The sequence below is a fragment of the Haemophilus sp. THUN1691 genome (assembly GCF_059704425.1).
Genome location: NZ_AP046578.1, coordinates 1,374,689 through 1,400,212, shown reverse-complemented (window position 1 = coordinate 1,400,212; position 25,524 = coordinate 1,374,689). Strand labels below are relative to the sequence as shown.

Genomic DNA, 25,524 nt, shown 5'->3' with positions numbered 1-25,524 from the left:
TTTTTGTATCTAAAATTTGAGAATTTTACCGCCATTATAAAATTCTCAAAGAATCAATGACCGACGGTGCGAGGAATACAATACCGAAAGGGAATAACTCCGCCAGACTGTTTACTGGTTTTGAGCCGTTGGTCGCCCAATTATGGGTAAATTATCAATCCTCTCAAAAAGGAATAAACAGCATGAATACTCAAATTCAATTCTCAACATTTAATTTTAAAGATCTTCCTGTTCGTGTGATTTCAGATCCAAAAGGTGAATTTTGGTTTTGCGGCACGGATGTTTGCGCCATTCTTGGATATACAAATTCAAGAAAAGCATTACAAGATCATTGCAAACAAGGGGGCGTAACGAAACGTTACACCCCTACCAAAAGTGCGGTGCAAGAAATGACATTCATCAATGAACCAAATCTTTACCGCCTGATCATCAAATCTCGTAAACCAGAAGCTGAACCATTTGAAGCGTGGGTATTTGAAGAAGTTCTCCCGCAGATTCGTAAAACAGGAAAATATCAACTTCAACCGCAACAGTTATCTTTGCCTGAGCCTGAAAAGAAATATACGTTTGAATTTACCGAGTACGAACTCGAACAACTTGTTTGGCTTTGGTGTGGACACAAGCAGATGAACACCTTACTTGGCGATATGATCAAACCGTTAGAAACTATCGGCTCTTATTTCACTGGAATGGTGATCAGCCATCACCAAGAATATCGCCGACAATATAAAAACACGCTCCCAACCATTCAACGCTTAATTCAGCCATTTAAAGCGTCTAATCGAATGAACTGGGAAAGAGCGAAAAACCTCATCGCCCAATAAACTACCGAAAAATTTATAAAAACACTTGATTACTTGCAAGTGAAAGTGTACTATATTCGGTAAGTTGCGGTTTTAGCGCATAGCAAACGCACAAGAGAATTTTACAGCCCTGATCGGAAACGGTCGGGGCTTTTTGCTTTTGGTACGGATGGCCGAACGGGAAAGGCGAGAAGGGGTCCACGAAAATCCTTCTAGTGGATTAAATATTACGGGTTCGAATCCCGCCCGTGCCACTAATTACAGGCTCAGTCTTAACGGACTGGGCTTTTTTATTACCTCGCTGGACCAGCTTTTAACAAAGTAACACGAGGCGGAGTTATGAGAATGCAAGTATTTAAAGATATGCCCGTTGAATCTCAGTTTTGGGGTTGGTTAACCGGTCTCATTGGGGCATTGACCTTAAGTGAGTGGGCGGTATTAATTGGTATTTTTGTCACAGTCTGCGGCTATATCCGAGAATCGAGATATAAAAAGCGCATGTTAGAGCTTGAAGAAATCCGTACCGGCATCCGAGATAAAAACGGGAAGTTAATCAAATGAAGCACCTTAAAACATTAGTGAAGTGCAATGTTGTTGTTATCGCCGGAATTATTCTCGCTCAATATCCGGACGAAATCCGCACCGGCGAAGTCGGGTTGTTGGTTATCGGCAATGCGGAAGATTGTTATCGCGAGCCGTATAAATGTCCCGCCGATGTATGGACCGACGGAATCGGCAATACAAACGATGTAGTGTTAGGGCGTAAGCTATCAGACGAAGAAATAGCGGAACGTTGGAAAGATAACATCAAGATTGCCGAGAACTGCGTTAATCGTTGGGCAAACGGCAAAGAGTTACCGCAAGGCGCATTTGAAGCGGCGGTATCAATCACGTTCAACGCCGGTTGCTCGAAGTTAAAACAAGCCACGTTATTTAAATATGCCCGCGTAGGTGATATTAATTTAATGTGTAATCAATTCCCCCGCTGGGTGTACTCGCAGGGCAAAGTCCTGCCAGGTTTAGTCAAGCGTCGTAACGTGGAGAAAGCCTTATGTTTGGGATTAATAAAATCACCGGAACAATTATCGGCGTATCGGTGATTGTGATTTTGGGCTTGGGTGGTTGGTTACGGTACCAGTCAAACACTATTGATAACTTAAGAGCTGTAAACCAAGCACAAGCCCAAACCATTCAGCAACAAGAAGATGCGAACAAGGCATTGACCATTGCACTGCAACAAGAGCGTGATGCGGTAATAGCACAACAGCAACGTAATGACGAAATAGAAAGGGTAGCAACAGAAAATGCTGAATCAGTTAAAACAATCATTAAGACACAACCTTGTGCTCACACTCGTCTGCCTCAGTCTGCTCTTGACCGCCTGTACAAATAAAGTCACGACCAAGACAGAATATATTTACCCGCCTCAAGCCTACACTGCACCTTGTGTTAAAACAGCATTTACTGGTGAGACATACGGTGATGTAGTCATACAGCTTGTTAAGGTAACAGCAGAGCGAGATAAGTGCGCAAGCCAAGTAGATAATCTCAATAAGTGGATTAACCAAACAAAAGGCAGTAAATAGGTTAAAAATCTAATTGAGCAGGATTAATGCCAAGTGCTGTAGCTATTTTAATGCGAGTACTTTTACGCAATGTTTGTGAATTTTCATGTTGCGAATAAGCTGCTTGAGAGATACCTAAACGTCCCGCAACATCAGCCTGTGTTAAGCCTAAATGCTCGCGCCAAGCACGCAATGCAGAATAATCGTTTAATAACGCTAATTTGGCGACAGATTCAGGGATGCCTGTTTCAAGTGGATTGGTAAAGATGATTTTTTTCATAAAATTCTAATAAATGGTTCATCTTTCTATTTTATAAGTTTTATTCAAGTATATTAAGGATTTTCTATGTCAGACGTGAAAGGAAAATCCACGTCTGATGGCGTGGGGAAGAAAAAAACTGGTCGCCCATCTTCTTATGTAAAGGAAGTGGCTGATGATATTTGTATGCTACTGGCTCAAGGGGAAAGTTTGCGTAAGATTTGTGAACGACCAGGGATGCCAAATAAATCAACAATCATTCGCTGGCTAAATGAAAATAAAGAGTTTTGCGACCAGTACGCGCGTGCGCGCGAGAATCAAGCCGATTTTTTGCTTGAAGAGATGTTGGAAATTTCAGATCTTGCTACTCCCGAAGATGTTAGCGTAGCTAAGTTGAGAGTTGATGCTCGCAAATGGTATATCACCAAAGTCGCGCCTAAAAAATATGGCGATAAAGTAACACAAGAAATCACTGGCGTTAATGGGGCACCGATTGAGCAAAAAATATCTATGGATTTATCAAGGTTAAGTGTCGATGAACTCAAACTTCTTAGAGAGCTTAAATCTAAAGCAACTGGATGCAATGATAGCTCAAAAGAGCTTGATTGATTTCACCACGCAAACCAAACCTGACTTCGTAACAGGGTGGTTCAATATTCTCATTGCAAAAGAGCTACAGCAATTTTATCAAGATGTAATAGATGGCAAGCAACCGCGATTAATGATATTTGCCCCACCCCGTAGTGGTAAAAGTGAATTATTTAGTCGTCGTTTTCCTGCTTGGGCTTTTGGTAAAAATCCTGACTTGCAGATGATTGCCTGTTCTTATTCTGCTGATTTAGCCAGTCGAATGAATAGAGATGTTCAGCGGATTATGGACGATGAGTCTTATCACAATATTTTTCCCGAATCATCGTTAAATAGCAAACGGATTACGACTATATCGGGTCAGCCTTTACGTAATAGTGAGATTTTTGAAATTGCGGGTCACAAAGGCGCTTATCGCTCCGCTGGTGTTGGTGGCGGTATTACAGGGATGGGGGCGGATATAGCCATTATTGACGACCCTGTAAAAGATGCTAAAGAGGCTAATTCTCAAACAGTTCGAGATGGCGTTTGGGATTGGTACACAACCACGCTTTATACACGTTTATCACCAAAATCTGGTGTGCTATTAGGCATGACAAGATGGCACGAGGATGATTTAGCTGGTCGATTAATTGAAGAGATGAAGAATGGTGGCGACCAATGGCGCATAGTGAAATTCCCTGCGATTGCAGAAGAGGATGAGGAGTTCCGCAAAGAGGGCGAACCATTGCACCCAGAACGTTTTGATTTAGAGCGATTAAGCAAGATTAGAAAGGCTGTTGGCTCTCAAGCTTGGAATGCTTTATATCAACAAAGGCCATCTAATAAGGGCGGTGGTATTATTAAAGGCTCTTGGTTTGGTCGATACAAAATCCCTCCACTGATTAAACTCAAAGCAATCTACGCTGATACCGCACAAAAAATTAAACAGCACAATGACTATTCAGTCTTTATTGTCGCTGGCAGAGGGAGTGATGGAAAAGTTTACATTCTCGATCTTGTTAGAGGGAAATGGGAAGCACCAGAACTTGAGCAGACATTAAAAGATGTTTGGGCTAAACACAAGGCAAGAAAAGACACTGGAATATTAACTCGAGCAAATGTGGAAGATAAAGCCAGTGGCACAGGATTAATTCAAGCTATCCGCAGAAATAATCAAATTCCAATCTCACCAATTCAAGTTGATGCAGATAAGTACACGCGTGTTTTAGGCATTCAAGGATATATTGAGAGCGGTTATGTGATGATACCCGAAAATGCGCCTTGGGTAGCGGATTTTATTAGTGAGTGCGAGGCATTTACCGCAACAGATAGCCATGCACACGATGACCAAGTCGATGCACTTGTAATGGCAATAACGGATATTTTAGGGAAACCTAAATCACTACTGGATTTATAAGATGAATATTTTAGATGGCATCAAATCACTTGCGCTGAAGTTAGGCAGTAAACAAGAGCAAACGTATTATGCTCGTGGTCTGAGTTTAACCGATGACTTAATGCAGATTGAAGCATTATGGCGTGATAACTGGATTGCAAACAAGGTCTGTATTAAACGCTCGGAAGATATGGTGCGTAACTGGCGCGATATTTTCTCGAATGACTTAAAATCTGAGCAGCTAGACGAGTTCACTAAGCTCGAGCGCAGATTAAAACTACGTGAGACATTAACTAAAGCGTTGCAATGGTCTAGTTTGTATGGGGCGGTGGGTTTATTGATTGTCACTGACACAATTAACATTACCTCACCATTGCAGCCTACAGAGCGCTTAAAACGATTAATTATCTTACCTAAATGGAAAATCTCACCTACAGGACAACGGGATGACGATGTGTTTTCCGCAAATTTTGGTCGATACAGTGAATATACCATTACTGGCGGCACACAATCTGTTTTAGTGCATCATTCTCGCTTATTAATCATTAATGCCAATGATGCGCCCTTATCTGACAACGATATTTGGGGTATATCAGACCTTGAAAAGATTATTGATGTACTTAAACGCTTTGATAGTGCCTCAGCGAATGTCGGCGACCTTATTTTTGAAAGTAAAATCGATATTTTCAAAATCGCAGGGTTGTCTGACAAGATATCTGCAGGCTTAGAAAATGATGTCGCTCACGTTATTTCAGCGGTGCAGTCGATTAAATCAGCGACCAATAGCCTATTGCTTGATGCGGAAAATGAGTATGACCGAAAAGAGCTATCCTTCGGTGGGTTAAAAGACTTACTGACAGAGTTTCGCAATGCGGTGGCAGGTGCGGCTGATATGCCAGTCACCATTTTGTTTGGGCAATCTGTTTCGGGTTTGGCAAGTGGTGATGAGGATATTCAAAACTACCACGAAACAATCCATCGATTACAAGAGACAAGATTGCGTCCTGTGCTTGAGGTGCTTGATACATTGCTATGCAATGAATTATTTGGCGGGCAGCCTGATGACTGGTGGTTTGAGTTTTTACCATTGACTGTGGTTAAACAAGAGCAACAAGTCAATATGCTTAATACCTTTGCTACAGCGGCAAATACGCTAATTCAAAATGGTGTACTAAATGAATATCAAGTAGCAAACGAACTCCGAGAAAGTGGGTTATTTGCCAATATCTCTGCTGATGACATTGAGGACATGAAAAATGCTGATGAACTTGCCAGAAATTTTGAAGAACCAGAAGGCGAAAACACGCAAGTTCAAGCCAGTGAAAATGAGCAAGAGAACGGAGCTTTGGTATAGACAACAGCTTAAACAGTTCGTCAAAACGATGACTGATGATGTAGAAGGAGCCATGCAACAACCGCAAGGCTCTTTTTTTATGGATGATGCGAAAGGATTTCAGGCTATTAGTGCAAAAGCGCTGATGAAAGTATTAGAGAAGTACGAAAAATCCGACCGCACTTCACAGGCCGAAAATATCGCCAATGGATTTGTTAGTCGTGGTGATGCACAAAACCATGCCGAAGTATCAACCAATCTAAAAAATCAAACTGGAATCGATTTATCCGCTTATTTACGCAATAGTCCAAATATTGCTGAGAAAGTGAATGCATTGACTGCAGGTAATATCCAGTTAATTAAGTCTATTCGCTCACAATATCTTGATAAAGTGCAAAATGCCGTCATGCAAGCGATGGTTAAAGGCGCATTAAATAAAGACCTAGCTGCGCAAATTAAAGACTTAGGCAAAACAACCGAAAAACGAGCGATGTTTATTGCGCGAGACCAGTCCTCAAAATTAAATGCGGCCTTAACGCAAGCGAGACATGAAGAGGTTGGTATAAAAAAATACATGTGGTCAACATCTGGTGATGAGCGTGTGCGTGAAAGACATGCGGAAAAGGATGGGCAGATATTCGAATATGCTAACCCTCCTGAAGATACAGGACACCCTGGGCATGATTTTAATTGTCGATGCGTCCAGATTCCAGTGCTTGATGTTGAGCAAGAAAAACAAATAACAGAACAGTACGAAGTAGATAAGGTAAAAGAAGTCATATCTCCTTCTCAATATAGATATCATGTAGGAGATATAGAGCAAAATCCTGTTGCTATGGAGTTTGTAAAAAAACATAACCTTTCTACTAAAGAGGCTGTTTCGATTCGAGATTATACTGCTAACAGTTATGCAAAAATAAATTCTCAATTAAGGGAAGATAAAGCCGCCCCTTCAATACTTATGATGGCTAAAGTCATTAATAATGCTCTAAATAAAATACCGTCTTACCAAGGTAAAGTTTGGCGTGATGTCGATTTTCCAGATAGTGTATTATCTTCATATGTTGTTGGTGGTATCGTAGTAGAGAAGGGATTTTCAAGTTCTAGCTATAGTGATGAACGCTTTAAAAAACTGCCTCATAGATTGCTAATTCATAGCAAAAGAGGGAAAATAATTCAAAGCTTAAGTGTATTACCTAATGAAGATGAAGTATTATTTAAGTCAGGTACCAAATTTAAAGTGTTAAAACGTACTCAAACCAAAAGCTATTTACTGATTGAATTACAGGAGCTTTAAATGCGAAAAGAATATACAGATGATGCTCTTTTCAAGAAAAATACAGCTCGCCGTCATTCTGGGGAAAAAATCAAGCTGTCTGAATATCTGATGCTATGGATGTATGAGTTACTGACAAAGCCAGTAGAGTTTGGAATGAGGGATGCAGTCTTGTATCGCATCCATAAAAAATTTACTGATGAAATGCCTTTTGATGACACGGTAAAAGAAATGGATCGTCTTATTAGAGAGGCTGAAAAAGCGGAAAGCCAATCTAAATCTTATGATGAGATTATAGATATGCTTTGGGCAAGAGATGGCAAAGAATGAAACGTAATTGGGATTTAATTCGCTCTATATTGCTTAAATTGGAAAGTCAGTCAGAGGCTAGAGGGAGTTTATCACCTGATGGATTTACTGGGTTCGATTCAGAAGCTGTATCTTATCATTTTAAGTTATTGCAAAGTGCAGGGCTGATTGAAGCGATAGATTATTCTTCTCTAAATGAGATGAGCCTTATCGCTCGGTCACTGACTTGGCAAGGTCATGAGCTCTTAGACAAAATCCGCAACGATACTGTCTGGAATAGCTTAAAAACTACGATAAAAAGCAAAAGCCTTGATTTATCACTTGATACAATAAAACAAGTAGCACAAACAATAATTAGCCAAATGTTGGCGTGATATTGCAAAAAAAACAAACAACCCGATCAGAAATGGTCGGTTTTTTTATTGGGGTAAATAAATGAAATTTACAGACAAAACAACTCAAGCAACCACACAAAGAACCATCACTAAAGATGGTTTTTTAGTTGTGCCCGCAACCATTTCTAAGGTCGGGGTATTTGATTACCTCGCTACAGAACTTGGCTTAAAAGAAGACGGCATTAAAAAGGTCGCTCGCACAGAGAAATCTTTGTTTAGCGATGAAACGATTAAGAGTTTTGAAAATGCCACATTAACTGTTGGGCATCCTAAAGATGGGGTGAATGCGAAAAACTGGAAACAGCTCTCTGTCGGTGTCGTGCGTAATGTTAAGCGAGTGGGCGATGAACTCACGGCAGAGGCTTGGATTTATGATGAGTCTGCTATTAAGACCGTGCAGGAGAATGGTGTTGAGCAATTATCTTGCGGCTATGACTGCGATATTAAGCCATCCACGGTACAAGATGCAGATTTTGAGATGTCGCCGATGATCGGCAACCACGTAGCGATTGTGGCAAAGGGTCGCTGCGGTGGAAGTGTAAAACTTGCCGATGAGGATAAAACCATTATGGGGAAAACCGCAAAAATTCTCGATGCGTTTTTAGGTGCGTTCGGCATCAAGTTGTCGGACGAACAGAAAAAACAAATCGAGGAAGAAGAAAAGTCTGGTGGTGAAGAGGGTAAAGAGCCAAAAGGCGAACAACCAACCGAACCAAAGGAAAAACAATCTGAACCTGAAAATAAAAAGGAAGATGACGTGGAAAAAGAAGAGCTTGAAAAACGCCTTAAAGCTAAAGACGCTGAAATTCAGCAGCTAAAAGATGCGCAAGCAAAACGTGATGCAGAAGCAAAACAAGCTGCTGTATTGGCTGATGCTAAAACCGCATTTAAAGAAGTCAATTTTGCGGATAACGCTACTGTGCGTGAAATCCAAGAAAGTGCGGTCGTGGCGCAGGGTATTTTTACAAAAGACGAAGCAGCCAAGTTATCCGATGAGGAAATTTCTGGTGCATATCAAACAGCAAAAGCGGTTGTAGCGAAATTAGCGGATGAACGCAAATCACTTGGCAGTATTTTGCTTGGTGATGCAGAACCTAAAGCCGCACCAAAATTAGATTTTAACAAAACTTACAACAGTTAGGAGTAATTAGATGAGTTACGCTTACGAACAAGCGCCTGCACGTGCAGGTGAATTAGGCAAGGGCAATCTTGCAAATGCAAAAACCACAGCAGAAAAAGTCACAGGCAAAGTAAAAGCAGGTGAATTTGTGGCGTTAAATCCTACAGGTGGTGTGAAAGCCTTATCCGCTAAGACAGATGTATTGGCTGGCGTGGTATTAGCAAGTCGCATTCGAGATGAATGGCCTGATGGCGAATTAGCCGATGTGATGCACATTGGTACAGGCGATGCGATTTGGGTCAATATTGCACCAGAGAAAACCGTATCTCGTGGTAGTAAAGTGTTTGTATTAACGACAGGTGGCGATGGTAAAACTGGCGCAATCCAAGGCGAAACTGATGCAAATGCGATTGAAACAGGCTACACCGTGATTGACGTTAAAGGTCAATTAGCGATGATTACAAAATTATAAGGGGTGATGAATGTCATTATTAACTTATGTACAAAACGGCTTAACGGCTGTCAGCAAAGAAATTTCAGAAACTAAATATCCTGAAATTGTATTCCCTCAATTTGTCTATGTTGACCAACAAGCTGCAGTAGGCATTACAGAAAAACTGCACTATGGTGCAGATGAGCATGGCTCGCTTGATGATGGTTTAATTACCACTGGCACAAGCACATTAGACCAAGTAGAAGTCGGCTTTACGCCAACTCGCTCTTACATTGTGCCATGGGCTAAATCCGTAACATGGACAACACCAGAGCTTGAACAAGGCAAACTGTTAGGGTTAGCGTTAGATACCGCCAAAATTATGGCGTTAAACAAAAACGCACAACAAACCTTACAAAAAGTGGCGTTCTTGGGCCATGCAAAAGATACTCGCCTAACTGGTTTGTTAAACAACAAATCTGTTGAGGTGTACAACATCAAAGGCACTTCCGCAAACACCAAAGTCCAAGCGATGGATTTTGATAAAGCGGTAGCGTTCTTTAAGGAAATTTTCCTACAAGGTATGGAGAAAACCAAACGCATTGAAGCGCCAAATACCTTTGCGATTGATTCGCTTGATTTAGCGCACTTAGCATTAACGCAACGCAATAATACTGACACAACTGCATTAGAGTTCTTAACTAAGAGCTTGTCTGCGGCTGCAGGTCGTGACGTGGCAATTAAAGCCTTGCCATCAAACTTTGGCACACGTGTAACAAGTGGCAAAACTCGTGCAATGGTTTATGTAAACAGCAAAGAGCACGTTATCTTTGATGTGCCAATGTCGCCAACTGTGTTAGCTGCTCAACCAAAAGGCTTATTAGCTTATGAATCTGGTTTGCGTATGGCATTTGGTGGCGTAACCTTTATGGAGCCAGATTCTGCACTCTACGTAGATTACTAGGGAGTCATTATGCCAACATTTGAAACGTATGTATTCATTGAGCGTTATCCTGAATTTAAAGAGGTCGATTATGAAAAAATCGACCTTTTTTTATCGGATGCAGAAATGGAAGTGAGTCAATCTCGTTGGGGGAAACTCTACCAACGTGGCGTGTTGGCATTGACTGCTCATCTATTGCGTTTGTCGCTTTGGACAACCGAAGGTGGCGGTGGGGCAAATCGAAATCTCGCCAGTGAAAGTGCTGGCGAGTTATCTGTTAGCTATGCCGTGCCAACACTGACAGGTACCGATGCAGATTATCAATTAACAGCGTATGGCCAAGAGTATTTGCGATTACGTAAATTGGTTGGTATTGGGGTAATGGTGGCGTAAATGGCGGTGCAAATTACGGGGAATTTAGCGCAAGCAAAAGCGCTAATTGAGCGATTGAGGGCTGATAAAGACAAGGCGGTTTACGTTGGGTTTCCTGCTGAATTTGATGAACCATTAGAGGGAGTTAAGAATTTTAACCTCGCCTCTTTGGCGGCTGTATTGGAGCTTGGCAATGAACATATTAAACCGCGTCCTTTTTTACGCCAAACGCTCTCAGAAAACCAAGAGAAATACATCGCACTTTTTGTTCAGTATTTTCAGGAAGGGATGGACATTGAGCAAATTTATAAAGAGTTAGCGATTAAGGCTCAAGGTGATGTCCAGCTTAATATAGCAAGAGGTAAATGGATTGAAAATGCAGATTCAACCAAAATAGCATGGAAACTTAAGGATGTTAAAGATCCTAAACGCAGGAAAAAACTTAGAGCAACATTAGATCCCAAAAGTATTGAGAAAAACCCACTCATATGGGATGGGCACTTGCGTGGTTCTGTAAAAGGTATCGTTAAATGAGTTTAATCAATCAATATCCTCGCTTTCTGAATAGAAAATTTAGCCAAATTGTCACCGTGAAACATCTGCGAGGTGAGCATTCATCTGATGGGTTCGGGGCGAGTTATACCGATGAAAGCGTGACTGCCATTGTTATGCCTATCTCTCCTAATGATGTGTTGTTATTGCCAGAAGGTGAGCGTTTTATCCCCTCAATAAAAATCTACACCATTAAGCCGTTAAAAATAGGTGATTTGGTTATTTATGAGGGAGAAACCTACAAAATAAAAACCGTAGCAAATTGGGGAAAATATGGATACCACAACAATATCGGCGTTAGACACAGCCAAACTGCGAAAGTGGATTCAACAGGCTTTACAGTTACCTAATGGTGCCGTTATTGGTGGCTGGCTCCCTGAAAATCCTTTACCTGCTTTTATTACCGTGGATTTGATGACAAGTAATGAAATCGGGCAGGCCACGAGAGAATTTGACGGCAAACGTGAACGTATCATTCAGTCAATGCAAAGCACCGTGAGCGTCTCTTGTTTCGGTCGAAATTCCCTTGCGCAGTGTTACAAGCTAAAAGCCATTTTCCAAAGTTCAGCGTTTCTTTCCTTTCTCAAATCAAATCACTGGGGCGTGATTCGTTTTTCAGATGTCCGCAATTTAACGGCTACCGTCGGGGCGGATTATGAAGAGCGAGGGCAGTTTGATGTTGTATTTAGCCATCATCACATTGTTGATACACCTCTAGAACCGATAGAAAACGTTGAACAACGCACAAACCATTTAATTCAACAAATAGGAGGATAGCCTTATGGCATTATCTATCTCGCAGATTGTCAATGTGCAGTTAAATACTGTGCCAAAATCTGCCGCGCGTAAATCATTCGGTATAGTGGCATTGTTCACGCCAGAGGCAGGACAAGCATTTGCTGATGCGACTACGCGTTATGTTTATGTCGAAAATCAACGTGATGTAGAACAGTTGTTCGGCACAAATTCAGAAACAGCAAAAGCAGCTCAACCGTTCTTTGCTCAAAGCCCTCGTGCAAAACAATTAATTATTGCGCGCTGGCAAAAAGAACCAGCAACCATTGATGCAACTAAAAACACTTTGAGTGGTGCGACATTATCAGATGATTTGGAGCGATTCAAATCTGTTGTTAATGGTCGTTTTTCGTTAACCATCGGTAGCGATATTAAAAAAGTTGAAGGGCTGTCTTTCGCACGCATTGCTGATTTTAATGCAGTGGCCACAAAAATTCAGGAAAAATTGACCGCACTTTCTGTCGCTGTGTCGATTGCTTATGACGAAACCGGTAATCGCTTTATTATCAGCGCCAATTCAGCTGGAGAAGATAAAGCGACCGAAATCCATTACGCCTTTAATGGTGGCGGTGACGGTGAGTATATTGGCTCATTGCTTAAATTAGAAAATGGCCAAGAAACCAAAAAAGTAGGCAAGGCATCAATTTCTTTGAAAAAAGAAACCGTTGCAGAGGCATTATTTAACGTAGCCGAAGTGAATAATGCGTGGTATGGCTTTACCTTTGCTGCACAACTTACTGATGGCGAAGTGGAATCTGCTGCAAAATACGCGCAAGCTAATACTAAAATGTTTGGTGCGAATGTTATTCGCGTTGAACAGCTTGAATGGTCTGCCGATAACATCTATAAGAAATTATATGATGCAGGTTTAGATCACACGTTGGCGATGTTCGATAAAAACGATATGTACCCAGCATCTTCTGCATTGGCGCGTTTATTATCAACAAACTTTGCGGCAAACAATTCAACCTTAACGCTTAAATTCAAACAGCAACCAACTATTACGGCTGATGAAATTACGGCAACAGAGTTCTCCAAGGCTAAACGCTTAGGCATCAATGTGTACACTTATTTTGATGATGTAGCGATGATTGCTGAAGGTACGGTAATGGGCGGTAAATTTGCGGATGAAATTGTTATCTTAGACTGGTTTACCGATGCTGTGCAAAAAGAGGTATTTGCTCGCTTGTATAAATCACCGACCAAAATCCCATTAACAGACAAGGGCCAAGCGGTATTGATTGCTGCCGTAGAGAAAGTTTGTTTAGAGGGTGTAAACAATGGTGCTTTCGCCCCAGGTCAATGGACGGGCGATAGCTTTGGTAACTTGACGACAGGTGATTATCTTGAAAAGGGTTACTATGTATGGGCGGCACCAATGGATACGCTATCTGACAGCGACCGTGAGCAACGCCGCGCAACCCCAATTCAAACCGCAGTGAAATTAGCAGGCGCAATCCATTCTAGTGATGTGATTGTTAACTATAACCGATAACTAATAGGGCTGGATTATCCAGCCTTTTCTTTTAAGAGGAAATATAAATGGCAGTTTTCGATCCAAAACAAGTTGTCGTGTTATTAGACGGCAAAGAAATTAGTGACTGGGCAGACGGCTCAGATGTGATTAATGCGACCAACCAAGTTGATGCAGGGCAAATGGTTATTGGTGCGAATGGCACGGGCGTATTTATCGCAAACCCTGACCAATCAGGCAAATTAACCCTAAAAATTAAACAACATTCTGAGGATAACGCCTATTTATCTAAGTTGTTTAATCAACAAAAAACCAGTATTAAAACCTATTTACCGATGACACTCGCTATCCGCGACTTAATCAATGATGATGTTGTCACGGCAAGCAAAGGGTATTTCACTACGCCTGCGCCTTACGTGCGTGGGAATGGACACAATGCAACAACCTGGACGATTGTGTTTGAGAAAATGACGATGAATCTTGAAAAAGGTGTCCAATAATGGAAAGCAAACAAATCAATATTGAAAATGTCACCTATACGATGACGCCAGCTAATGCTATGACAGCATGGACTGCACTCAAAAATGCAATGAAATTATTGCAATCAGTCGATTTATCATCATTAGGTAACAATAAAAAACTCGGTGCAAGCGTATTGACGACTGTATTGGCGAATTTAGGCGACCCAAGCATTAAAGAGCTTGAGGACATCGTGCTTAAACACACCTCATGTGAGCAAGATGGCAAACTATACCGACTATCTGAACGTTTTGATAGTCATTTTAACCAACACCGTGGGCATTTAATCCCAGTATTAAAAGAAGGGTTGATGTATCAATTCGCTGATTTTTTTATCGGTGGGGGCGGATTGCTGAGCAATATTCAAGCCAATCTAAAAGCGAAGAAATAAGCCAGTCAGACAGTAAAGTTGACTGGTTTATTTTTACGCCCATCGTAAAAAACTTTTGTTCATTACACGAATTAAGGTCGGTTTATTCGTTAGCCGACCTTTTATCTTTCCATGAAGTCATTGTTGAATTAAATCAAATGGAGCAACGCAATGCTACTCGATGAACTACTGATTAAAATCGGCATTGATGCGGATAGCCAAGCAATGCAACAGTTTGAGCAATTCCTCAATGCAATTGGAGACGGCACTGAAGATGCCGCAGAAAGTTTAGGTGCCTTTGGTCAAGCTCTAGAAGAGGCTGCGAATAAAGCAACTGAGCAAGTCAAAGACATGCCCGAGTTCAGCGAGTTTTTTGCATCGCTTGAAAAACTACAATCTGAAACAGAAAATCTTTCTGAAGATGAAGCCTTAGATGCGTGGGTGCAGAAACTTATCGAGGGGGATAAGCTCTTATCTGAGTTTGGTGAGAGCTTTCTTCAAAACACCGAACAGCTCTCTAAAGAGTTACAAGAGGCGGGGTTAAGTGCAGAGCAGGTTGAGAAAGTTATTGGCAAACTCAAATCTGCGATTGAGCAAAAAACCGATGCTACCGAAAAAGATACAAAAGCCGTAGAAGATAACGCTAAAAGCACAGAAAATTTATCTGACAATATCATTGACTTGTGGGCAACCCAATATGGTGCAGTCGGATTATTGAATAAATTTGAATTGCTTGGCATTAGTATCAATAAAACCACACTTAAAGTTGCGGCATTTGGTGCAGCTTTCTACGCCGCCACAATCGGGGTGAAGAATTTTGTTGATGCTAATCTCGATGCACTCGATGAAATTAAACAACTCTCAGCTGTCACGGGCGAATCAGCCGACCAAATTTACAACTTAGGTAAGGTTGCAGAGGTCAATGGCTCATCCGCACAGGCCGCTCAATCATCTATTGAGGGATTATCTCGTGTTATAGGTGAGGCGGCAACGGGTATCGGTCGAGGGGCTAAATCATTTGAGCAATATGGACTAAGCGCCAAAAAAGCGAATGGGGATGTTAAAAGCTCAAGCGAAATGCTGGGTGAAATCTCGGACAAGATGAAAGCAATGGGCGAGCAAGAGCAAATTGCAATGCTTGCGAAACTCGGCATTGATGGTTCGATGATTCAAACCTTGCGTCTTGGTAATGATGAGCTGAAAGAACAAATCGCCCTTGCAAGTGCGCTCACACTTGGCGTGGGTAACGCAGAAAATGCAGAAACTGCCGCCGCTTTTAAAGATGCATTGACGCAGGTTTCTCAAGTATTTAAGGCTATTGGCGAATATGTATCACTCCGTGTTGCGCCATCCATTCAGCGATTAGCCGAACGGTTTACAAAATGGTTCACCGAGAATAATGAGTTTATCAAGACTGCACTCAACGGCTTTGGCAAAATACTGTCATTTTTGTTTGAGTTAGCCGCAGCTATCGATAATGTTGTTGAATATACAGTTGGTTGGAAAACGGTAATCTATGCATTAGGAGCAGCGTTATTGTGGTTTAGTCGGCGAATGTTATTAGCTTTTGCGACCAACCCTGTCACATTGATTATAGCGGCTGTTGCAGCCTTGTTTTTACTTTTTGATGACTTTATCGGCTATCTAAATGGAAAAGAATCGGCATTAGGTGAATTTTGGAAGCCATTTAAGAGCGCACTTTTATGGGTAAAATCCACGTGGAAAGATTTTGTTGATAACTTTAGTGTCGATCCAATTGGTGCAACATTATCCCTCATCACAGATATGCTTGAGTTACCATTTAAACTTGGGCTCGCGCTTGTTGGTGGTTTGTGGAATTTATTTACTGGCGAACAGTTAGATTTGGATGTTATCGAGACCAAGTTTGCTCAAGTTACAGACTGGATTAAAAAGCCATTCCAAAGTGCATTTGATTGGGTTAAGGGCTATTACGACCAATATATCGGACCGATTGTTGATACAATAAAAGGGTGGTTTAGTGATAGTGGCGAAAAGGTAGGTACGGCAAGTCAAAATACGAAAGCCTATGACACGATGATGTTTGATCCATCTTATGCTTCTGCACCACAAGTTGCAGCGGCAGGAGTCAATAATAAAACTTCAAATGCGGATAACAGTGTCAAAAATAGCAACAACAAAATCACCATTACGCAAAATATCCAAGGTACGGACAATCCAAAAGCAGTGGCAGACCAATCGGCTCGAGCGATCAATAATCAACTTTCACCTGTTGTGGGGTAGCCTCTATGTTAAATTTTGCTCAAGTATCCAATCGCAAGATTGGCAAAATTATCTTTGATGTGGTCACAACAGAAGACCATCAGTCGGATTTATCTATTACAGAAAACCCGATTGAATCAGGGGCTGCCATTGCTGACCATGCAGTTATTCAGCCTAAACAAGTTACCATTAATGGTGTAATGGTTGATCACGATCATTCGACTTTTGGTTTGGACTTTCCATTTATCGGCAATATTCGTGGCGGGATAGACTTTCTTAACAACTTTCCCCTGCCAGTTAAGGTTATCACTCAAACATCGCAATCTATCGCAAGAGCAGGCAGAGCGATTAGCCAAGTCGCAGGAGCATATAGTCAAGCGAAGAGCATCCTTAATCAAGCGCGAGCCATTGCCCCTTTTTTGCCTGACTTTGGGCTAGGCGGATTGATTGATAGCAGTGCAGGGGATAGCCGAGTGCAAAAATGCTATGCCGACCTTGTAGCTTGCCAGAAATCAGGGGAAACCATTGATATACAGACAGGGATTAACTTGTACAAGAACATGCTCATCCAGTCTGTAGCCGTCAATCAATCACAAGATGGCAGTGCAACATTTACGATAACGGCTCGTGAGATATTTATTGTTGAGACAAAAACAGCTCAATCTAAATCATCTGCATCGGGCAAGAGTAAAAGCGGTAGAGCAGCGGCTCAATCCGCAACAAAATCACAGCAAGGCTCGACTCAACCAAAGAACGATACACCTAAAAGAACCTCCTCGCTTTTCAATCTTTTTAAATGGTGGTAAGACGTATGCGTAAAATTCCATTAACACAACATCCTTATCAGGAGCAAACTTTTGAATTTAACGGCATAAAAATCCGTTTAACCTTGCGATTTAATAGTATTGGACAGTTTTGGGCAATGGATGTATTTGAGCCAGTAAATCAAAAGCAGATTTGCCGAGGTCATGCGCTCGCGTGCGGAGTGCCATTATTGGCTCGAACTACACAGCCTTATTTCTTCTATTTGGACGATGAAAGTGGTGCTGAATTAGACCCAATGAGTATGGAAGATTTGGGCACTCGATGTTTTTTGCATATAGGCGAAAAAGCATCTTAAAAAAAGACCGCACTTTAAGAACAAACCCCGAAGCGTTGCAAGCACTTCGGGGTTTTTCCATTCCACAAGCAGGAAAGGAGTAGATATATCTGTGGATAATTTTACATCTATTTTGATTTTAATTAAAGGGGTATTGCAAATGACATCAAAATTACAAGCGTGGCGATTTATTGCCATTTTAATTGCAGTGGTTTTATCTTTTGCAGTATGGCGTGCGCCTGAATTAATTACTGCAATTCGTTGGTGGTAAGTATGAAACAATTTGGCAGACGTTGGAAACTCGACATTAGCAACGACCAAGAAACGTTAAGCATTGAGCAATTACGTGTTGCGTTTGAAATTGATAAAACCATTAATGAAAAGCCTAATCCCGCTAAAATCCAAGTGTGGAACTTAAATCGAGACCATATCAACCAATTATTAAGCCAAGACTATAAGAAAGTCGCCTTATCGGTTGGTTATGGCGAGTTACGCCAAATCTATGCGGGAGATATTACCAAGACGAGAATCCAGCGAGAGGGATTGGATTTTGTCCTTACGCTTGAGTGTTCAGATGGGCATCAAGCCTATACTCAGTCGAGAGCCAAAACAACATTAAAAGCAGGGGCAACAGACAAACAGATTGTTGAGGAATTGCAAAAGACGATGCCTAAAGTGCAGACTGGTGCCATTGACATTCCCAACCAACGAAAACTCCCTCGTGGTAGAGTATTAAACGGCAATAGTCGAGATATTCTCACCAAAATTGCACGCAATAATAAGGCTGATTGGTCTATCCAAGATGGCTCGCTTATTTTCCTGCCGAAAGATAAAGTGCTAAGTGATGATGCCGTACTGATTTCTCAAGATACAGGAATGATTAATGCGCCAGAGCAAACTGATGAGGGACTAGAGCTGACTTGTTTACTCAACCCAGCATTACAAATTGGCGGACTTGTGAAAGTTGAATCTATCATTGAGTACTTCAATGGGGAGTACAAGATTGTAAAACTTGCGCATTCTGGCGATGGTATCGGTGGGGATTGGCACAGCAAGATGACGGTTGCTGGGGGAAAATTCCAAAAGGTAGAAAACCCTAAAAAATCGGACAAAAAAGACAGGAAAAAATGACCGCACTTTTGTTAAGTGCAGTCATTTATATTAAATGACACCGACACGCAATTCGGCACCGCAAGCATGAGCATAGCGTTGTAGTGTTAGAAATGAAGCCCGACTGGCATTCTTTTCTAATTTGCTGATTGCCGGTTGAGTTACACCCATTTTTTCGGCAACTTGAGAAATAGTGAGACCTGCACGAATACGCATTTCTTGGAGTAGTGATTGCAGTTCCTCAATACGTTTTTCTTGCAAATAAAGTGCTTTAGTTTCTTCGTCTTGAAGTAAGGTCTCTTTTACTTGTTTGTAACTTATCGGTTTAACTTTCATCGGTCATTTCTCCTAAACGTTTTAAAGCTAATTCAATTTCTGACGGTGGGGTTTTCTGTGTTTTCTTAACAAAAGTGCGCAGGATGTAAATTTTCTTCCCTATGGCAAAAGCAAAAAAGGTGCGCGAAATATCTTTATTGCCAGCGCGCAGTTCAAATAAACCATTACCCATTGCGCGCGTATGCGGGAAACGAAGCTCACTGCCTAATGTTTCTAACTTATCCAGGGCATTTAACGCTTTAGCTCGCATTATTGGAGATAAGGCTTCAATTTCAGCGAATGCTTCAGGGTGAAATAATAACTCGAACATAAAACTCTCATAACTTTTAAGTTATGCAAATCATAACATATTCAAAATATAAATCAAAGGTTATATTTAATGAACTACGCACAAACCTTAGCAACGCCAGAAACCGCAACCGACCATCAAATCCAACAAAATCAACTGAATTTACATACTGCACTCCCTGCAAAAGTGGTGAGCTTTGACCCTGCAAAACAAACTGTATCACTTGCGATACAAATAAAAATGCAGTTAGTTGATGGGAGTGGGGCAGATATACCGCCACTTCTTGATGTGCCTGTGAGTTTTCCTCGAGGCGGGGGCTTTGCAGTGACATTTCCACTTAAAGCAGGCGATGAGGGGATAGCGATATTTTCCGAGCGTTGCATTGACGGATGGTGGCAAAACGGCAGCGCATCAACGCCTTTAGATTTTAGGCTACATGATTTATCCGATGCGATGTTTATTCCTGGCATATGCTCTGTGCCGAAAGCTATCAATGGATTTTTTACCGAAGGGCTATCTATGCAAACCCTTGATGGCGACACATACATCAGAATCAAAAACGGCTCGATTTTGATTAAAGGAAATATCGAACATCAGGGCGATACCTCGCAAACAGGCTCGCATAGCTCCACAGGCGTTATCTCGAGTGATACGGATGTAACAGCGGGTGGTATTTCAGGTAAAACCCATAAACATACAGGCGACAGTGGCGGTAAAACAGGAGTGCCAGAATGAGAGTAAGACGACTTAATAAAGAGCACGATTGGACATTTGGACAAGGCTTTTCGAACTACGCAACAGAATCAGATGCCATTGCTCAAAATGTACAAACTCGACTTTGGTCATTTGCTAATGACTGGTTTTTAGACCTAGAACACGGTTTGCCTTGGCTCGAACAAATGGGGCGCGGGGTAAATATGGCGGATTGGGAAATCAAAATAAAACGCTATGTGTTGGAAACTGAAGGTGTAAGCAGAATAACTGATTATCAAGCTAATTTTGATGCAGATACACGAAAACTGACAATCTCGATTGATTACCAAGATATTTACGGACAACAACAAACCGCACGTTATGACACTTAAAGTGCGGTAAGATTTTATTTCTAATTTAAAAATACCTTTAAAATTTGAGAGGTAAATCACAGAAAAATAGCTTTTTTTGTAGTAAAGTCTTTCCAAATTTAAACCTAATGGAGTTAGAAATGAAAAAACTATTATTAGCATCACTCATCTTTTCATCTTTAACAGGGGCGGCTATCGCTGAAGATGTGAAATATCAACCAACAGAAAGAGAAATTCAGGCTTTCCGTATTTTTTTAGAAGATGACATTAATGGATATCTTGATGGCAGTGAAGCTTCTCTTGATCGGGTATATGAAGAAAATGAGCGAATTAAAGGATTGAAAGCAAAAATCCCTGCTGAAAGCATTTTAAAAACCTATGGTGAAAATGAAGTTAGAGGAGATAAACAATACAAAGGCAAAGAGTTTATTGTATCTGGCACAATAAAAAGCATAGATAGCGGCATGGGAGATGAGCCATTTATTACTTTTGCAACAAAAGATAAGTATAGTTTCAATTCTGTTCAGGCTAGATTTAAAAAATCAGACCAAGAAAAACTTATAGATTTAAATAAGGGGCAAAAGGTTGAAATTTACTGCAGAGGTGCAGGTGAAGTCGCGGGTTCCCCAATGTTGAATAACTGCCAATTTGTCGATAAGAAAGGTATTGTTAAAGAAGTAGTGGAATCATACGTTCAGCAAACTGAAAAATTAAAGTTAGGCAATGTAGCTGACGTTCATGAAGGTATCAGAATGGTTGCACTTATTTTGGAAGCTGCTGCGAAAAAAACAAATGATTTTGCTGGATGTAAGAAAGAAATTGAAATGGGTTGTTTGGTCAAATCAATAAATTCCGCTTTCAAAAAAGGCAAGGGGAATATATCTAGTCAAATCATGGCTGACGCTGAATATGCCCCACTGGTCGAGTATTTGCAGTTAAAAAAATAATATAGGTTAATATTTTAGTTCAACTTACAAATCCCCTTGACACCCAAGGGGCTTTTTCATGCGGTAAGATTTTATTTCTTTTTTAGTCATTGCAAGCAATTTCTTGTAAAAAGAAAACTTTTCATCTATTATCTAGTGCGATCTTTTTTATAGATCACGCTCTTTAACAGCACTCGAAAGGAATGCGCCTGCTTAACCTTGGTTTTGTGGGCTTTTGTTTTTGTGCTGAAGGAGGGATTTTTAACTTTTTTAAGGAAACGGATATGAAAAAACCTAAACACACCCATTGCATTAGCAATTTCTTGTTGGGGTTTGGTTCCATATTAAATATTGCCCCCGTTGTTTCAGTATCTTCTACAATTGAAACCGAGCCGAATGAGTATAAATATTTTAACAATGCTTGGGAAGAAACAGGGCAGCATTTGTATGATGCATTAAATAAAAGGGAAGATTATTAATGTCAGCAAGCAAGAAACTATCCAAATCTAAAGAACAGGATATTGTTGCGGCAGTAAAACAAGACCCGTCTATTCTTGAAGGAATACTGGAAATTCCTGAAGCAAGAGAAATCATCATTCAACAACAAAAAATACATTTTGGCCCACTTCCTGCGCCTGAAGATCTTTCGGTGTATAATCAAATTATACCTGATGGTGCAAATAGAATTATGGCTATGGCGGAAAAATCCCAGGATTTAATGGATAAGCGCTTAGAATATGAAGGTTCACTAAAAAAGAAAGAGCAAAGTAATCAACATTTCGGTCAAAAAGCTGGTGCATTTACCGTCTTTCTTTTCACCGCTTTGTCAGCATATATCGCTCATTTAGGAGATACTCATAGTGCCGCATTATTAATGGGCGCAGGATTAGCCTCTTTGGTTGCATCATTTATTGTTGGCAATCATAAAAAATGATTTCTTTTTAGAAGCCTGTTTACAAAGCAGGCTTTTTTCATTATTATTTTTATCAAGGTGTCAGAACCTTAGAAACAGGCGGCAAGTCCGCTCCCGACAGCATAGCGGTTTTTTTATGCGTAAAATTTAGCAACCTTGTTTGTTTATTGCCATTAAACATTCATTGCGCATAACCATATCTTATCTATGCCGAGAGGGCGGAGAATAAAATACCCGAAAGGGGAATAATCCCAGCTAACCTGTTTTAGCTTCTGAACCTCTTGGCACCCTTAAAATAAGGGTATCTAATTTCAGAAAAAATAAACAGGAGACAGTTATGTCTAATCAAATCTCAACTCAAACAATTTCATTCAATCATCAATCTTTAGTTACATTTAAACAAAACGGTACACATTACACTGCTATGAAACCAATCTGCGAAAATATCGGCTTGGATTGGAAATCTCAATATTCTCGAATGAAACGTGATGATGTATTAAATTCAACTATGGTCATCATAACCATAGTTGCCGAAGATGGTAAAAACCGTGAAATGATCTGCTTGCCAATCGAATATTTAAACGGTTGGTTATTTGGTATTGATATTAATCGTTGTAAACCAGAAATCCGTGACACATTAATCAAATACAAAAAAGAGTGTTATCAAGCGTTACATGATTATTGGTTTAATGGCAAAGCTGAACGTAAAACTACGGTAGATGATCGCACAGGTTTACGCAATGCCGTGAATATGCTCGTGAGCAAAAAGGGATTAATTTATTCTGAGGCTTATCATTTAGTCCATCAACGCTTTAATGTGGAATCAATCGAAGATTTAACATTAGAGCAGTTACCTCAAGCGGTAGAGTATGTTCACAGAATCGTGCTTGAAGGTGAGCTTATCACTGAACAGAAAAAAGATGAGCTATTCATCCGTGAATTTACAGAGCATGACCTACAACAGCTCGTTTGGGCGTGGTTCGCTTTATTGCGTGGCACGGAACTTTGCCAAAATCTTCTCCCAGGATTAAAACAAATTGGTTCGCACTACGCTGCACCAGTTCATGACATGGCTTACGAATATCGCAGTACTCTCCGTCAGGCACATAATGTGTTGAATCGTATTACAGGGCAATTTGAGTACGAGCAAGGAAATAACTGGCGCGTATTAAAATATCTTCGAGCCTACAACCCTAAAGCAACAGGATTTCAGCTAGATATTCTATAAACAACACAAAATCCGACCGCACTTACCGCTTACAGGAAACTGTAAGCGGCTTTGGGCGTGCTTAAAATTACCACCCGATCATTTCCGATCGGGTTTTTTATTGGAGAAAATATGGCAAAACTGATTGAAACTGGCATTCAAATTGAGCGATTAAACGAAATCGTGGCGCGATTTGAAGATGGATTTAGACAAATCTATGGGCAAAATATCGACCTATCGCCCAACTCACCCGATGGGCAAATGGTGGGCTTGCTTGCTCAAATGAAGATGGATATTGAGGAGCTTGCCGAGAATGTATATCGACAGTTAGATCCTGATGTTGCGACAGGTGCTTGGCTCGATCAACGGGTCGCTTATGCAGGGTTGATAAGACGAGCGGCAAGCTATAGCTATTTGCGCTCAGTGATTTTAACAGGAGAGCCATTAACTCACCTTTATGCGGGGATTGTAGTGTCTGACCCACATAAAGTGCGGTGGGTATTAACGGCAGATGTGCAGTTAGATAGCAATGGTTCTGCTCGTGCAGACTTTCGTAGCGAAGAATTGGGTGCGTTTAACCTCATAAAAAACACGAATTTGACCATTGAGACCGTTACGCTTGGGCTTACCTCCGCAACCACATTCGAAAATGCCGAAATTGGCGAGGAAGAAGAAACCGACTTGCAATTACGAGAACGTTTTTTCATCAGTCGAACCAAAAATGCGCAAAATTCTGCCGATGCTATCCAGTCAAAAATTGCCGCATTGCCTGATGTTAGACAAGTTAAAGTGCTGGAAAATAACACTAAACAGCGTGATAAATATGGGGTTGAACCTAACTCCTTGAATATTATTGTCGATGGCGGGGCAGATGAGCAAATCGCTCACGTTATTTATGAAAACAAAGGGGCAGGGGTCGGGTTGCAAGGTGCTACAGAAACAACTTTAACGGTAAATGGCGAGCGTAGAGCATTACGGTTCGACCGTGCAACGCCTGTTGATGTGCAAGTATCTATGCGTTGTGTTCGATATGAGGATTTTACTGAAGTGGATAAGGATGAAATCAAACGATTATTATCCATTCAACGCTTTGGCATCGGGCAAAATCTTTCGCTTTCCAGACTTTATTCGCCAATAAATAAAGTGGGTGGTTTCTGGGTGAAAGAACTAAAAATCGGGCGTAAAGGGCAGTCTCTCACTACGGAAAATATTACCGCACAACCACGTGAATTAATCCGAATTTTAGCAACGGATATAACCATTGAGGTGGAATAATGGGCTATTCTGATTTGTTGATTTGGCAATACCGAAACAAGCCCAAAGCCGTCTCAACGATTAAGCTATTTGAAAGTATTATTGGGCAAGGCTTTACCGATTTATATCGATTGCAAGATGTGTTGAATATTGAAACAGCAACAGGGCATCAGCTTGATTTGGTCGGTAAACACGTCGGGCAATTTCGGGTTATTAATGGCTATCAATTACGTAAATTTTTCGGTTTCCGCAATTCGCCCAATGCACTTGGATTTAGCCAAAAAAGACTAGGCGGTGCTCAGTGGTATCGTAAACGAGACCCGCTGTCTGATTCCGTCAGATTATCCGATGATGATTATCGGTTTCTGATTAAATGCAGAATCCTTAAAAACTACCAAATAGGCACGCTACCAAACTTAATTGAGGCGTGCCTATTTATTTTTGGCGAAGGTTGTCACATCGTGGATAACTACGATATGACCGTCTCTATCTCTGTACCAAGCGCTATCACATCTGATTTTAAGAAATTCGCAATCAACCACTTAGATATACTGCCGCGCCAAGCAGGTGTGCAATATCTTTTCAACCTAATATAGAGGTC

The 25,524-nt window shown here is 41.0% G+C and carries 35 protein-coding genes and 1 pseudogene; 33 read left to right on the top strand and 3 right to left on the bottom strand.

Annotated elements, in window-relative coordinates:
• The first annotated feature begins 182 nt into the window (after nucleotides 1–182).
• From AC6H0J_RS06660 to lysC, 5 genes are all read left to right on the top strand, one after another.
• Nucleotides 183–824, top strand: a complete 642-nt coding sequence (locus AC6H0J_RS06660) for a BRO family protein (RefSeq protein ID WP_497513276.1) — start codon at nucleotides 183–185, stop codon at nucleotides 822–824.
• 324 nt (nucleotides 825–1,148) lie between these two features.
• Nucleotides 1,149–1,364, top strand: a complete 216-nt coding sequence (locus tag AC6H0J_RS06655; protein ID WP_497513274.1) for an HP1 family phage holin — start codon at nucleotides 1,149–1,151, stop codon at nucleotides 1,362–1,364.
• Nucleotides 1,361–1,903, top strand: coding sequence for a lysozyme (locus AC6H0J_RS06650; RefSeq protein WP_497513272.1), 543 nt, complete (start codon nucleotides 1,361–1,363; stop codon nucleotides 1,901–1,903). The genes AC6H0J_RS06655 and AC6H0J_RS06650 overlap by 4 nt, the downstream gene beginning before the upstream one ends.
• Complete coding sequence (locus AC6H0J_RS06645) at nucleotides 1,855–2,196, top strand: DUF2570 family protein (protein ID WP_497513271.1); 342 nt, start codon at nucleotides 1,855–1,857, stop codon at nucleotides 2,194–2,196. Before AC6H0J_RS06650 ends, AC6H0J_RS06645 begins: the two co-directional genes overlap by 49 nt.
• The gene (gene lysC / locus AC6H0J_RS06640) at nucleotides 2,108–2,389 is read left to right on the top strand and encodes an Rz1-like lysis system protein LysC (protein ID WP_497513269.1); all 282 of its coding nucleotides are present in this window, start codon (nucleotides 2,108–2,110) and stop codon (nucleotides 2,387–2,389) included. Before AC6H0J_RS06645 ends, lysC begins: the two co-directional genes overlap by 89 nt.
• Nucleotide 2,390: 1 nt before the next feature.
• On the opposite strand, the pseudogene AC6H0J_RS06635 reads toward lysC, so the two are convergent.
• Nucleotides 2,391–2,627: pseudogene (locus AC6H0J_RS06635) on the bottom strand (helix-turn-helix domain-containing protein); the annotation flags it as partial.
• A gap of 87 nt (nucleotides 2,628–2,714) precedes the next feature.
• On the opposite strand from AC6H0J_RS06635, the gene AC6H0J_RS06630 reads away from it, so the two are divergent.
• The 20 genes from AC6H0J_RS06630 (at nucleotide 2,715) to AC6H0J_RS06535 (ending at nucleotide 18,955) form a co-directional block, all read left to right on the top strand.
• Nucleotides 2,715–3,236, top strand: coding sequence for a terminase small subunit-like protein (locus AC6H0J_RS06630; protein WP_497513267.1), 522 nt, complete (start codon nucleotides 2,715–2,717; stop codon nucleotides 3,234–3,236).
• Nucleotides 3,211–4,614 carry a phage terminase large subunit gene (gene terL / locus AC6H0J_RS06625; protein WP_497513265.1) on the top strand — a complete coding sequence of 468 codons (1,404 nt, stop codon included), beginning with the start codon at nucleotides 3,211–3,213 and terminating at the stop codon, nucleotides 4,612–4,614. Before AC6H0J_RS06630 ends, terL begins: the two co-directional genes overlap by 26 nt.
• A gap of 1 nt (nucleotide 4,615) precedes the next feature.
• A complete protein-coding gene (locus tag AC6H0J_RS06620) occupies nucleotides 4,616–5,947 on the top strand; it encodes a DUF1073 domain-containing protein (protein WP_497513263.1) in 1,332 nt (443 codons plus the stop codon).
• Nucleotides 5,850–7,223 (top strand): phage minor head protein, encoded by a 1,374-nt coding sequence (locus AC6H0J_RS06615; protein WP_497513261.1) that lies wholly within the window; start codon nucleotides 5,850–5,852, stop codon nucleotides 7,221–7,223. Before AC6H0J_RS06620 ends, AC6H0J_RS06615 begins: the two co-directional genes overlap by 98 nt.
• A complete protein-coding gene (locus AC6H0J_RS06610; RefSeq protein ID WP_497513259.1) occupies nucleotides 7,224–7,532 on the top strand; it encodes a hypothetical protein in 309 nt (102 codons plus the stop codon).
• Complete coding sequence (locus AC6H0J_RS06605) at nucleotides 7,529–7,885, top strand: DUF2513 domain-containing protein (RefSeq protein WP_497513257.1); 357 nt, start codon at nucleotides 7,529–7,531, stop codon at nucleotides 7,883–7,885. Before AC6H0J_RS06610 ends, AC6H0J_RS06605 begins: the two co-directional genes overlap by 4 nt.
• Before the next feature lie 61 nt (nucleotides 7,886–7,946).
• A complete protein-coding gene (locus AC6H0J_RS06600) occupies nucleotides 7,947–9,047 on the top strand; it encodes a DUF2213 domain-containing protein (protein ID WP_497513255.1) in 1,101 nt (366 codons plus the stop codon).
• A gap of 10 nt (nucleotides 9,048–9,057) precedes the next feature.
• On the top strand, nucleotides 9,058–9,498 hold the full coding sequence (locus AC6H0J_RS06595) for a structural cement protein Gp24 (RefSeq protein ID WP_497513253.1): 441 nt from the start codon (nucleotides 9,058–9,060) through the stop codon (nucleotides 9,496–9,498).
• A gap of 10 nt (nucleotides 9,499–9,508) precedes the next feature.
• Nucleotides 9,509–10,423 (top strand): DUF2184 domain-containing protein, encoded by a 915-nt coding sequence (locus AC6H0J_RS06590; protein ID WP_497513252.1) that lies wholly within the window; start codon nucleotides 9,509–9,511, stop codon nucleotides 10,421–10,423.
• A gap of 9 nt (nucleotides 10,424–10,432) precedes the next feature.
• The gene (locus tag AC6H0J_RS06585) at nucleotides 10,433–10,795 is read left to right on the top strand and encodes a DUF4054 domain-containing protein (RefSeq protein WP_006996376.1); all 363 of its coding nucleotides are present in this window, start codon (nucleotides 10,433–10,435) and stop codon (nucleotides 10,793–10,795) included.
• Nucleotides 10,796–11,308: a hypothetical protein gene (locus tag AC6H0J_RS06580; RefSeq protein WP_497513251.1), complete on the top strand. Its 513-nt coding sequence runs from the start codon at nucleotides 10,796–10,798 to the stop codon at nucleotides 11,306–11,308.
• On the top strand, nucleotides 11,305–11,676 hold the full coding sequence (locus tag AC6H0J_RS06575; protein WP_497513249.1) for a hypothetical protein: 372 nt from the start codon (nucleotides 11,305–11,307) through the stop codon (nucleotides 11,674–11,676). Before AC6H0J_RS06580 ends, AC6H0J_RS06575 begins: the two co-directional genes overlap by 4 nt.
• Nucleotides 11,600–12,103: a phage neck terminator protein gene (locus AC6H0J_RS06570; RefSeq protein ID WP_497513247.1), complete on the top strand. Its 504-nt coding sequence runs from the start codon at nucleotides 11,600–11,602 to the stop codon at nucleotides 12,101–12,103. The genes AC6H0J_RS06575 and AC6H0J_RS06570 overlap by 77 nt, the downstream gene beginning before the upstream one ends.
• A 4-nt stretch (nucleotides 12,104–12,107) precedes the next feature.
• Complete coding sequence (locus AC6H0J_RS06565; protein ID WP_497513245.1) at nucleotides 12,108–13,616, top strand: DUF3383 domain-containing protein; 1,509 nt, start codon at nucleotides 12,108–12,110, stop codon at nucleotides 13,614–13,616.
• Between the two features lie 47 nt (nucleotides 13,617–13,663).
• Nucleotides 13,664–14,095 (top strand): phage structural protein, encoded by a 432-nt coding sequence (locus AC6H0J_RS06560; RefSeq protein WP_118785706.1) that lies wholly within the window; start codon nucleotides 13,664–13,666, stop codon nucleotides 14,093–14,095.
• Entirely contained in the window at nucleotides 14,095–14,505 is a 411-nt protein-coding gene (locus tag AC6H0J_RS06555; RefSeq protein ID WP_042600671.1) for a phage tail assembly chaperone, read from the top strand. Before AC6H0J_RS06560 ends, AC6H0J_RS06555 begins: the two co-directional genes overlap by 1 nt.
• Nucleotides 14,506–14,655: 150 nt before the next feature.
• Entirely contained in the window at nucleotides 14,656–16,746 is a 2,091-nt protein-coding gene (locus tag AC6H0J_RS06550) for a phage tail tape measure protein (RefSeq protein WP_497513243.1), read from the top strand.
• A 5-nt stretch (nucleotides 16,747–16,751) separates the two neighbouring features.
• Nucleotides 16,752–17,531, top strand: a complete 780-nt coding sequence (locus tag AC6H0J_RS06545; RefSeq protein WP_497513241.1) for a phage baseplate protein — start codon at nucleotides 16,752–16,754, stop codon at nucleotides 17,529–17,531.
• 5 nt (nucleotides 17,532–17,536) lie between these two features.
• A complete protein-coding gene (locus tag AC6H0J_RS06540) occupies nucleotides 17,537–17,845 on the top strand; it encodes a phage baseplate plug family protein (RefSeq protein WP_497513239.1) in 309 nt (102 codons plus the stop codon).
• Nucleotides 17,846–18,097: 252 nt separating this feature from the next.
• Complete coding sequence (locus AC6H0J_RS06535) at nucleotides 18,098–18,955, top strand: phage protein (protein ID WP_497513237.1); 858 nt, start codon at nucleotides 18,098–18,100, stop codon at nucleotides 18,953–18,955.
• Between the two features lie 30 nt (nucleotides 18,956–18,985).
• Here AC6H0J_RS06535 and AC6H0J_RS06530 read toward each other — a convergent pair whose 3' ends face one another.
• A complete protein-coding gene (locus AC6H0J_RS06530) occupies nucleotides 18,986–19,270 on the bottom strand; it encodes a helix-turn-helix domain-containing protein (RefSeq protein WP_053465044.1) in 285 nt (94 codons plus the stop codon).
• Entirely contained in the window at nucleotides 19,260–19,580 is a 321-nt protein-coding gene (locus AC6H0J_RS06525) for a type II toxin-antitoxin system RelE/ParE family toxin (protein WP_053465043.1), read from the bottom strand. Before AC6H0J_RS06525 ends, AC6H0J_RS06530 begins: the two co-directional genes overlap by 11 nt.
• Before the next feature lie 69 nt (nucleotides 19,581–19,649).
• Here AC6H0J_RS06525 and AC6H0J_RS06520 point away from each other — a divergent pair, with 69 nt between their 5' ends.
• From AC6H0J_RS06520 to AC6H0J_RS06485, 8 genes are all read left to right on the top strand, one after another.
• On the top strand, nucleotides 19,650–20,294 hold the full coding sequence (locus AC6H0J_RS06520; protein ID WP_497513234.1) for a Gp138 family membrane-puncturing spike protein: 645 nt from the start codon (nucleotides 19,650–19,652) through the stop codon (nucleotides 20,292–20,294).
• Nucleotides 20,291–20,644 carry a contractile injection system sheath initiator gene (locus AC6H0J_RS06515; protein ID WP_497513232.1) on the top strand — a complete coding sequence of 118 codons (354 nt, stop codon included), beginning with the start codon at nucleotides 20,291–20,293 and terminating at the stop codon, nucleotides 20,642–20,644. Before AC6H0J_RS06520 ends, AC6H0J_RS06515 begins: the two co-directional genes overlap by 4 nt.
• A gap of 119 nt (nucleotides 20,645–20,763) precedes the next feature.
• The gene (locus tag AC6H0J_RS06510) at nucleotides 20,764–21,570 is read left to right on the top strand and encodes an OB-fold protein (protein ID WP_497513230.1); all 807 of its coding nucleotides are present in this window, start codon (nucleotides 20,764–20,766) and stop codon (nucleotides 21,568–21,570) included.
• A gap of 263 nt (nucleotides 21,571–21,833) precedes the next feature.
• Nucleotides 21,834–22,028 carry a hypothetical protein gene (locus AC6H0J_RS06505; RefSeq protein WP_116938969.1) on the top strand — a complete coding sequence of 65 codons (195 nt, stop codon included), beginning with the start codon at nucleotides 21,834–21,836 and terminating at the stop codon, nucleotides 22,026–22,028.
• On the top strand, nucleotides 22,028–22,483 hold the full coding sequence (locus tag AC6H0J_RS06500) for a DUF2335 domain-containing protein (RefSeq protein ID WP_497513228.1): 456 nt from the start codon (nucleotides 22,028–22,030) through the stop codon (nucleotides 22,481–22,483). Before AC6H0J_RS06505 ends, AC6H0J_RS06500 begins: the two co-directional genes overlap by 1 nt.
• Before the next feature lie 316 nt (nucleotides 22,484–22,799).
• The gene (locus tag AC6H0J_RS06495) at nucleotides 22,800–23,690 is read left to right on the top strand and encodes a phage antirepressor N-terminal domain-containing protein (RefSeq protein WP_497513226.1); all 891 of its coding nucleotides are present in this window, start codon (nucleotides 22,800–22,802) and stop codon (nucleotides 23,688–23,690) included.
• A gap of 111 nt (nucleotides 23,691–23,801) precedes the next feature.
• Nucleotides 23,802–24,944, top strand: a complete 1,143-nt coding sequence (locus AC6H0J_RS06490; RefSeq protein WP_065250964.1) for a baseplate J/gp47 family protein — start codon at nucleotides 23,802–23,804, stop codon at nucleotides 24,942–24,944.
• On the top strand, nucleotides 24,944–25,519 hold the full coding sequence (locus AC6H0J_RS06485; RefSeq protein WP_497513224.1) for a DUF2612 domain-containing protein: 576 nt from the start codon (nucleotides 24,944–24,946) through the stop codon (nucleotides 25,517–25,519). The genes AC6H0J_RS06490 and AC6H0J_RS06485 overlap by 1 nt, the downstream gene beginning before the upstream one ends.
• Nucleotides 25,520–25,524: the final 5 nt, after the last annotated feature.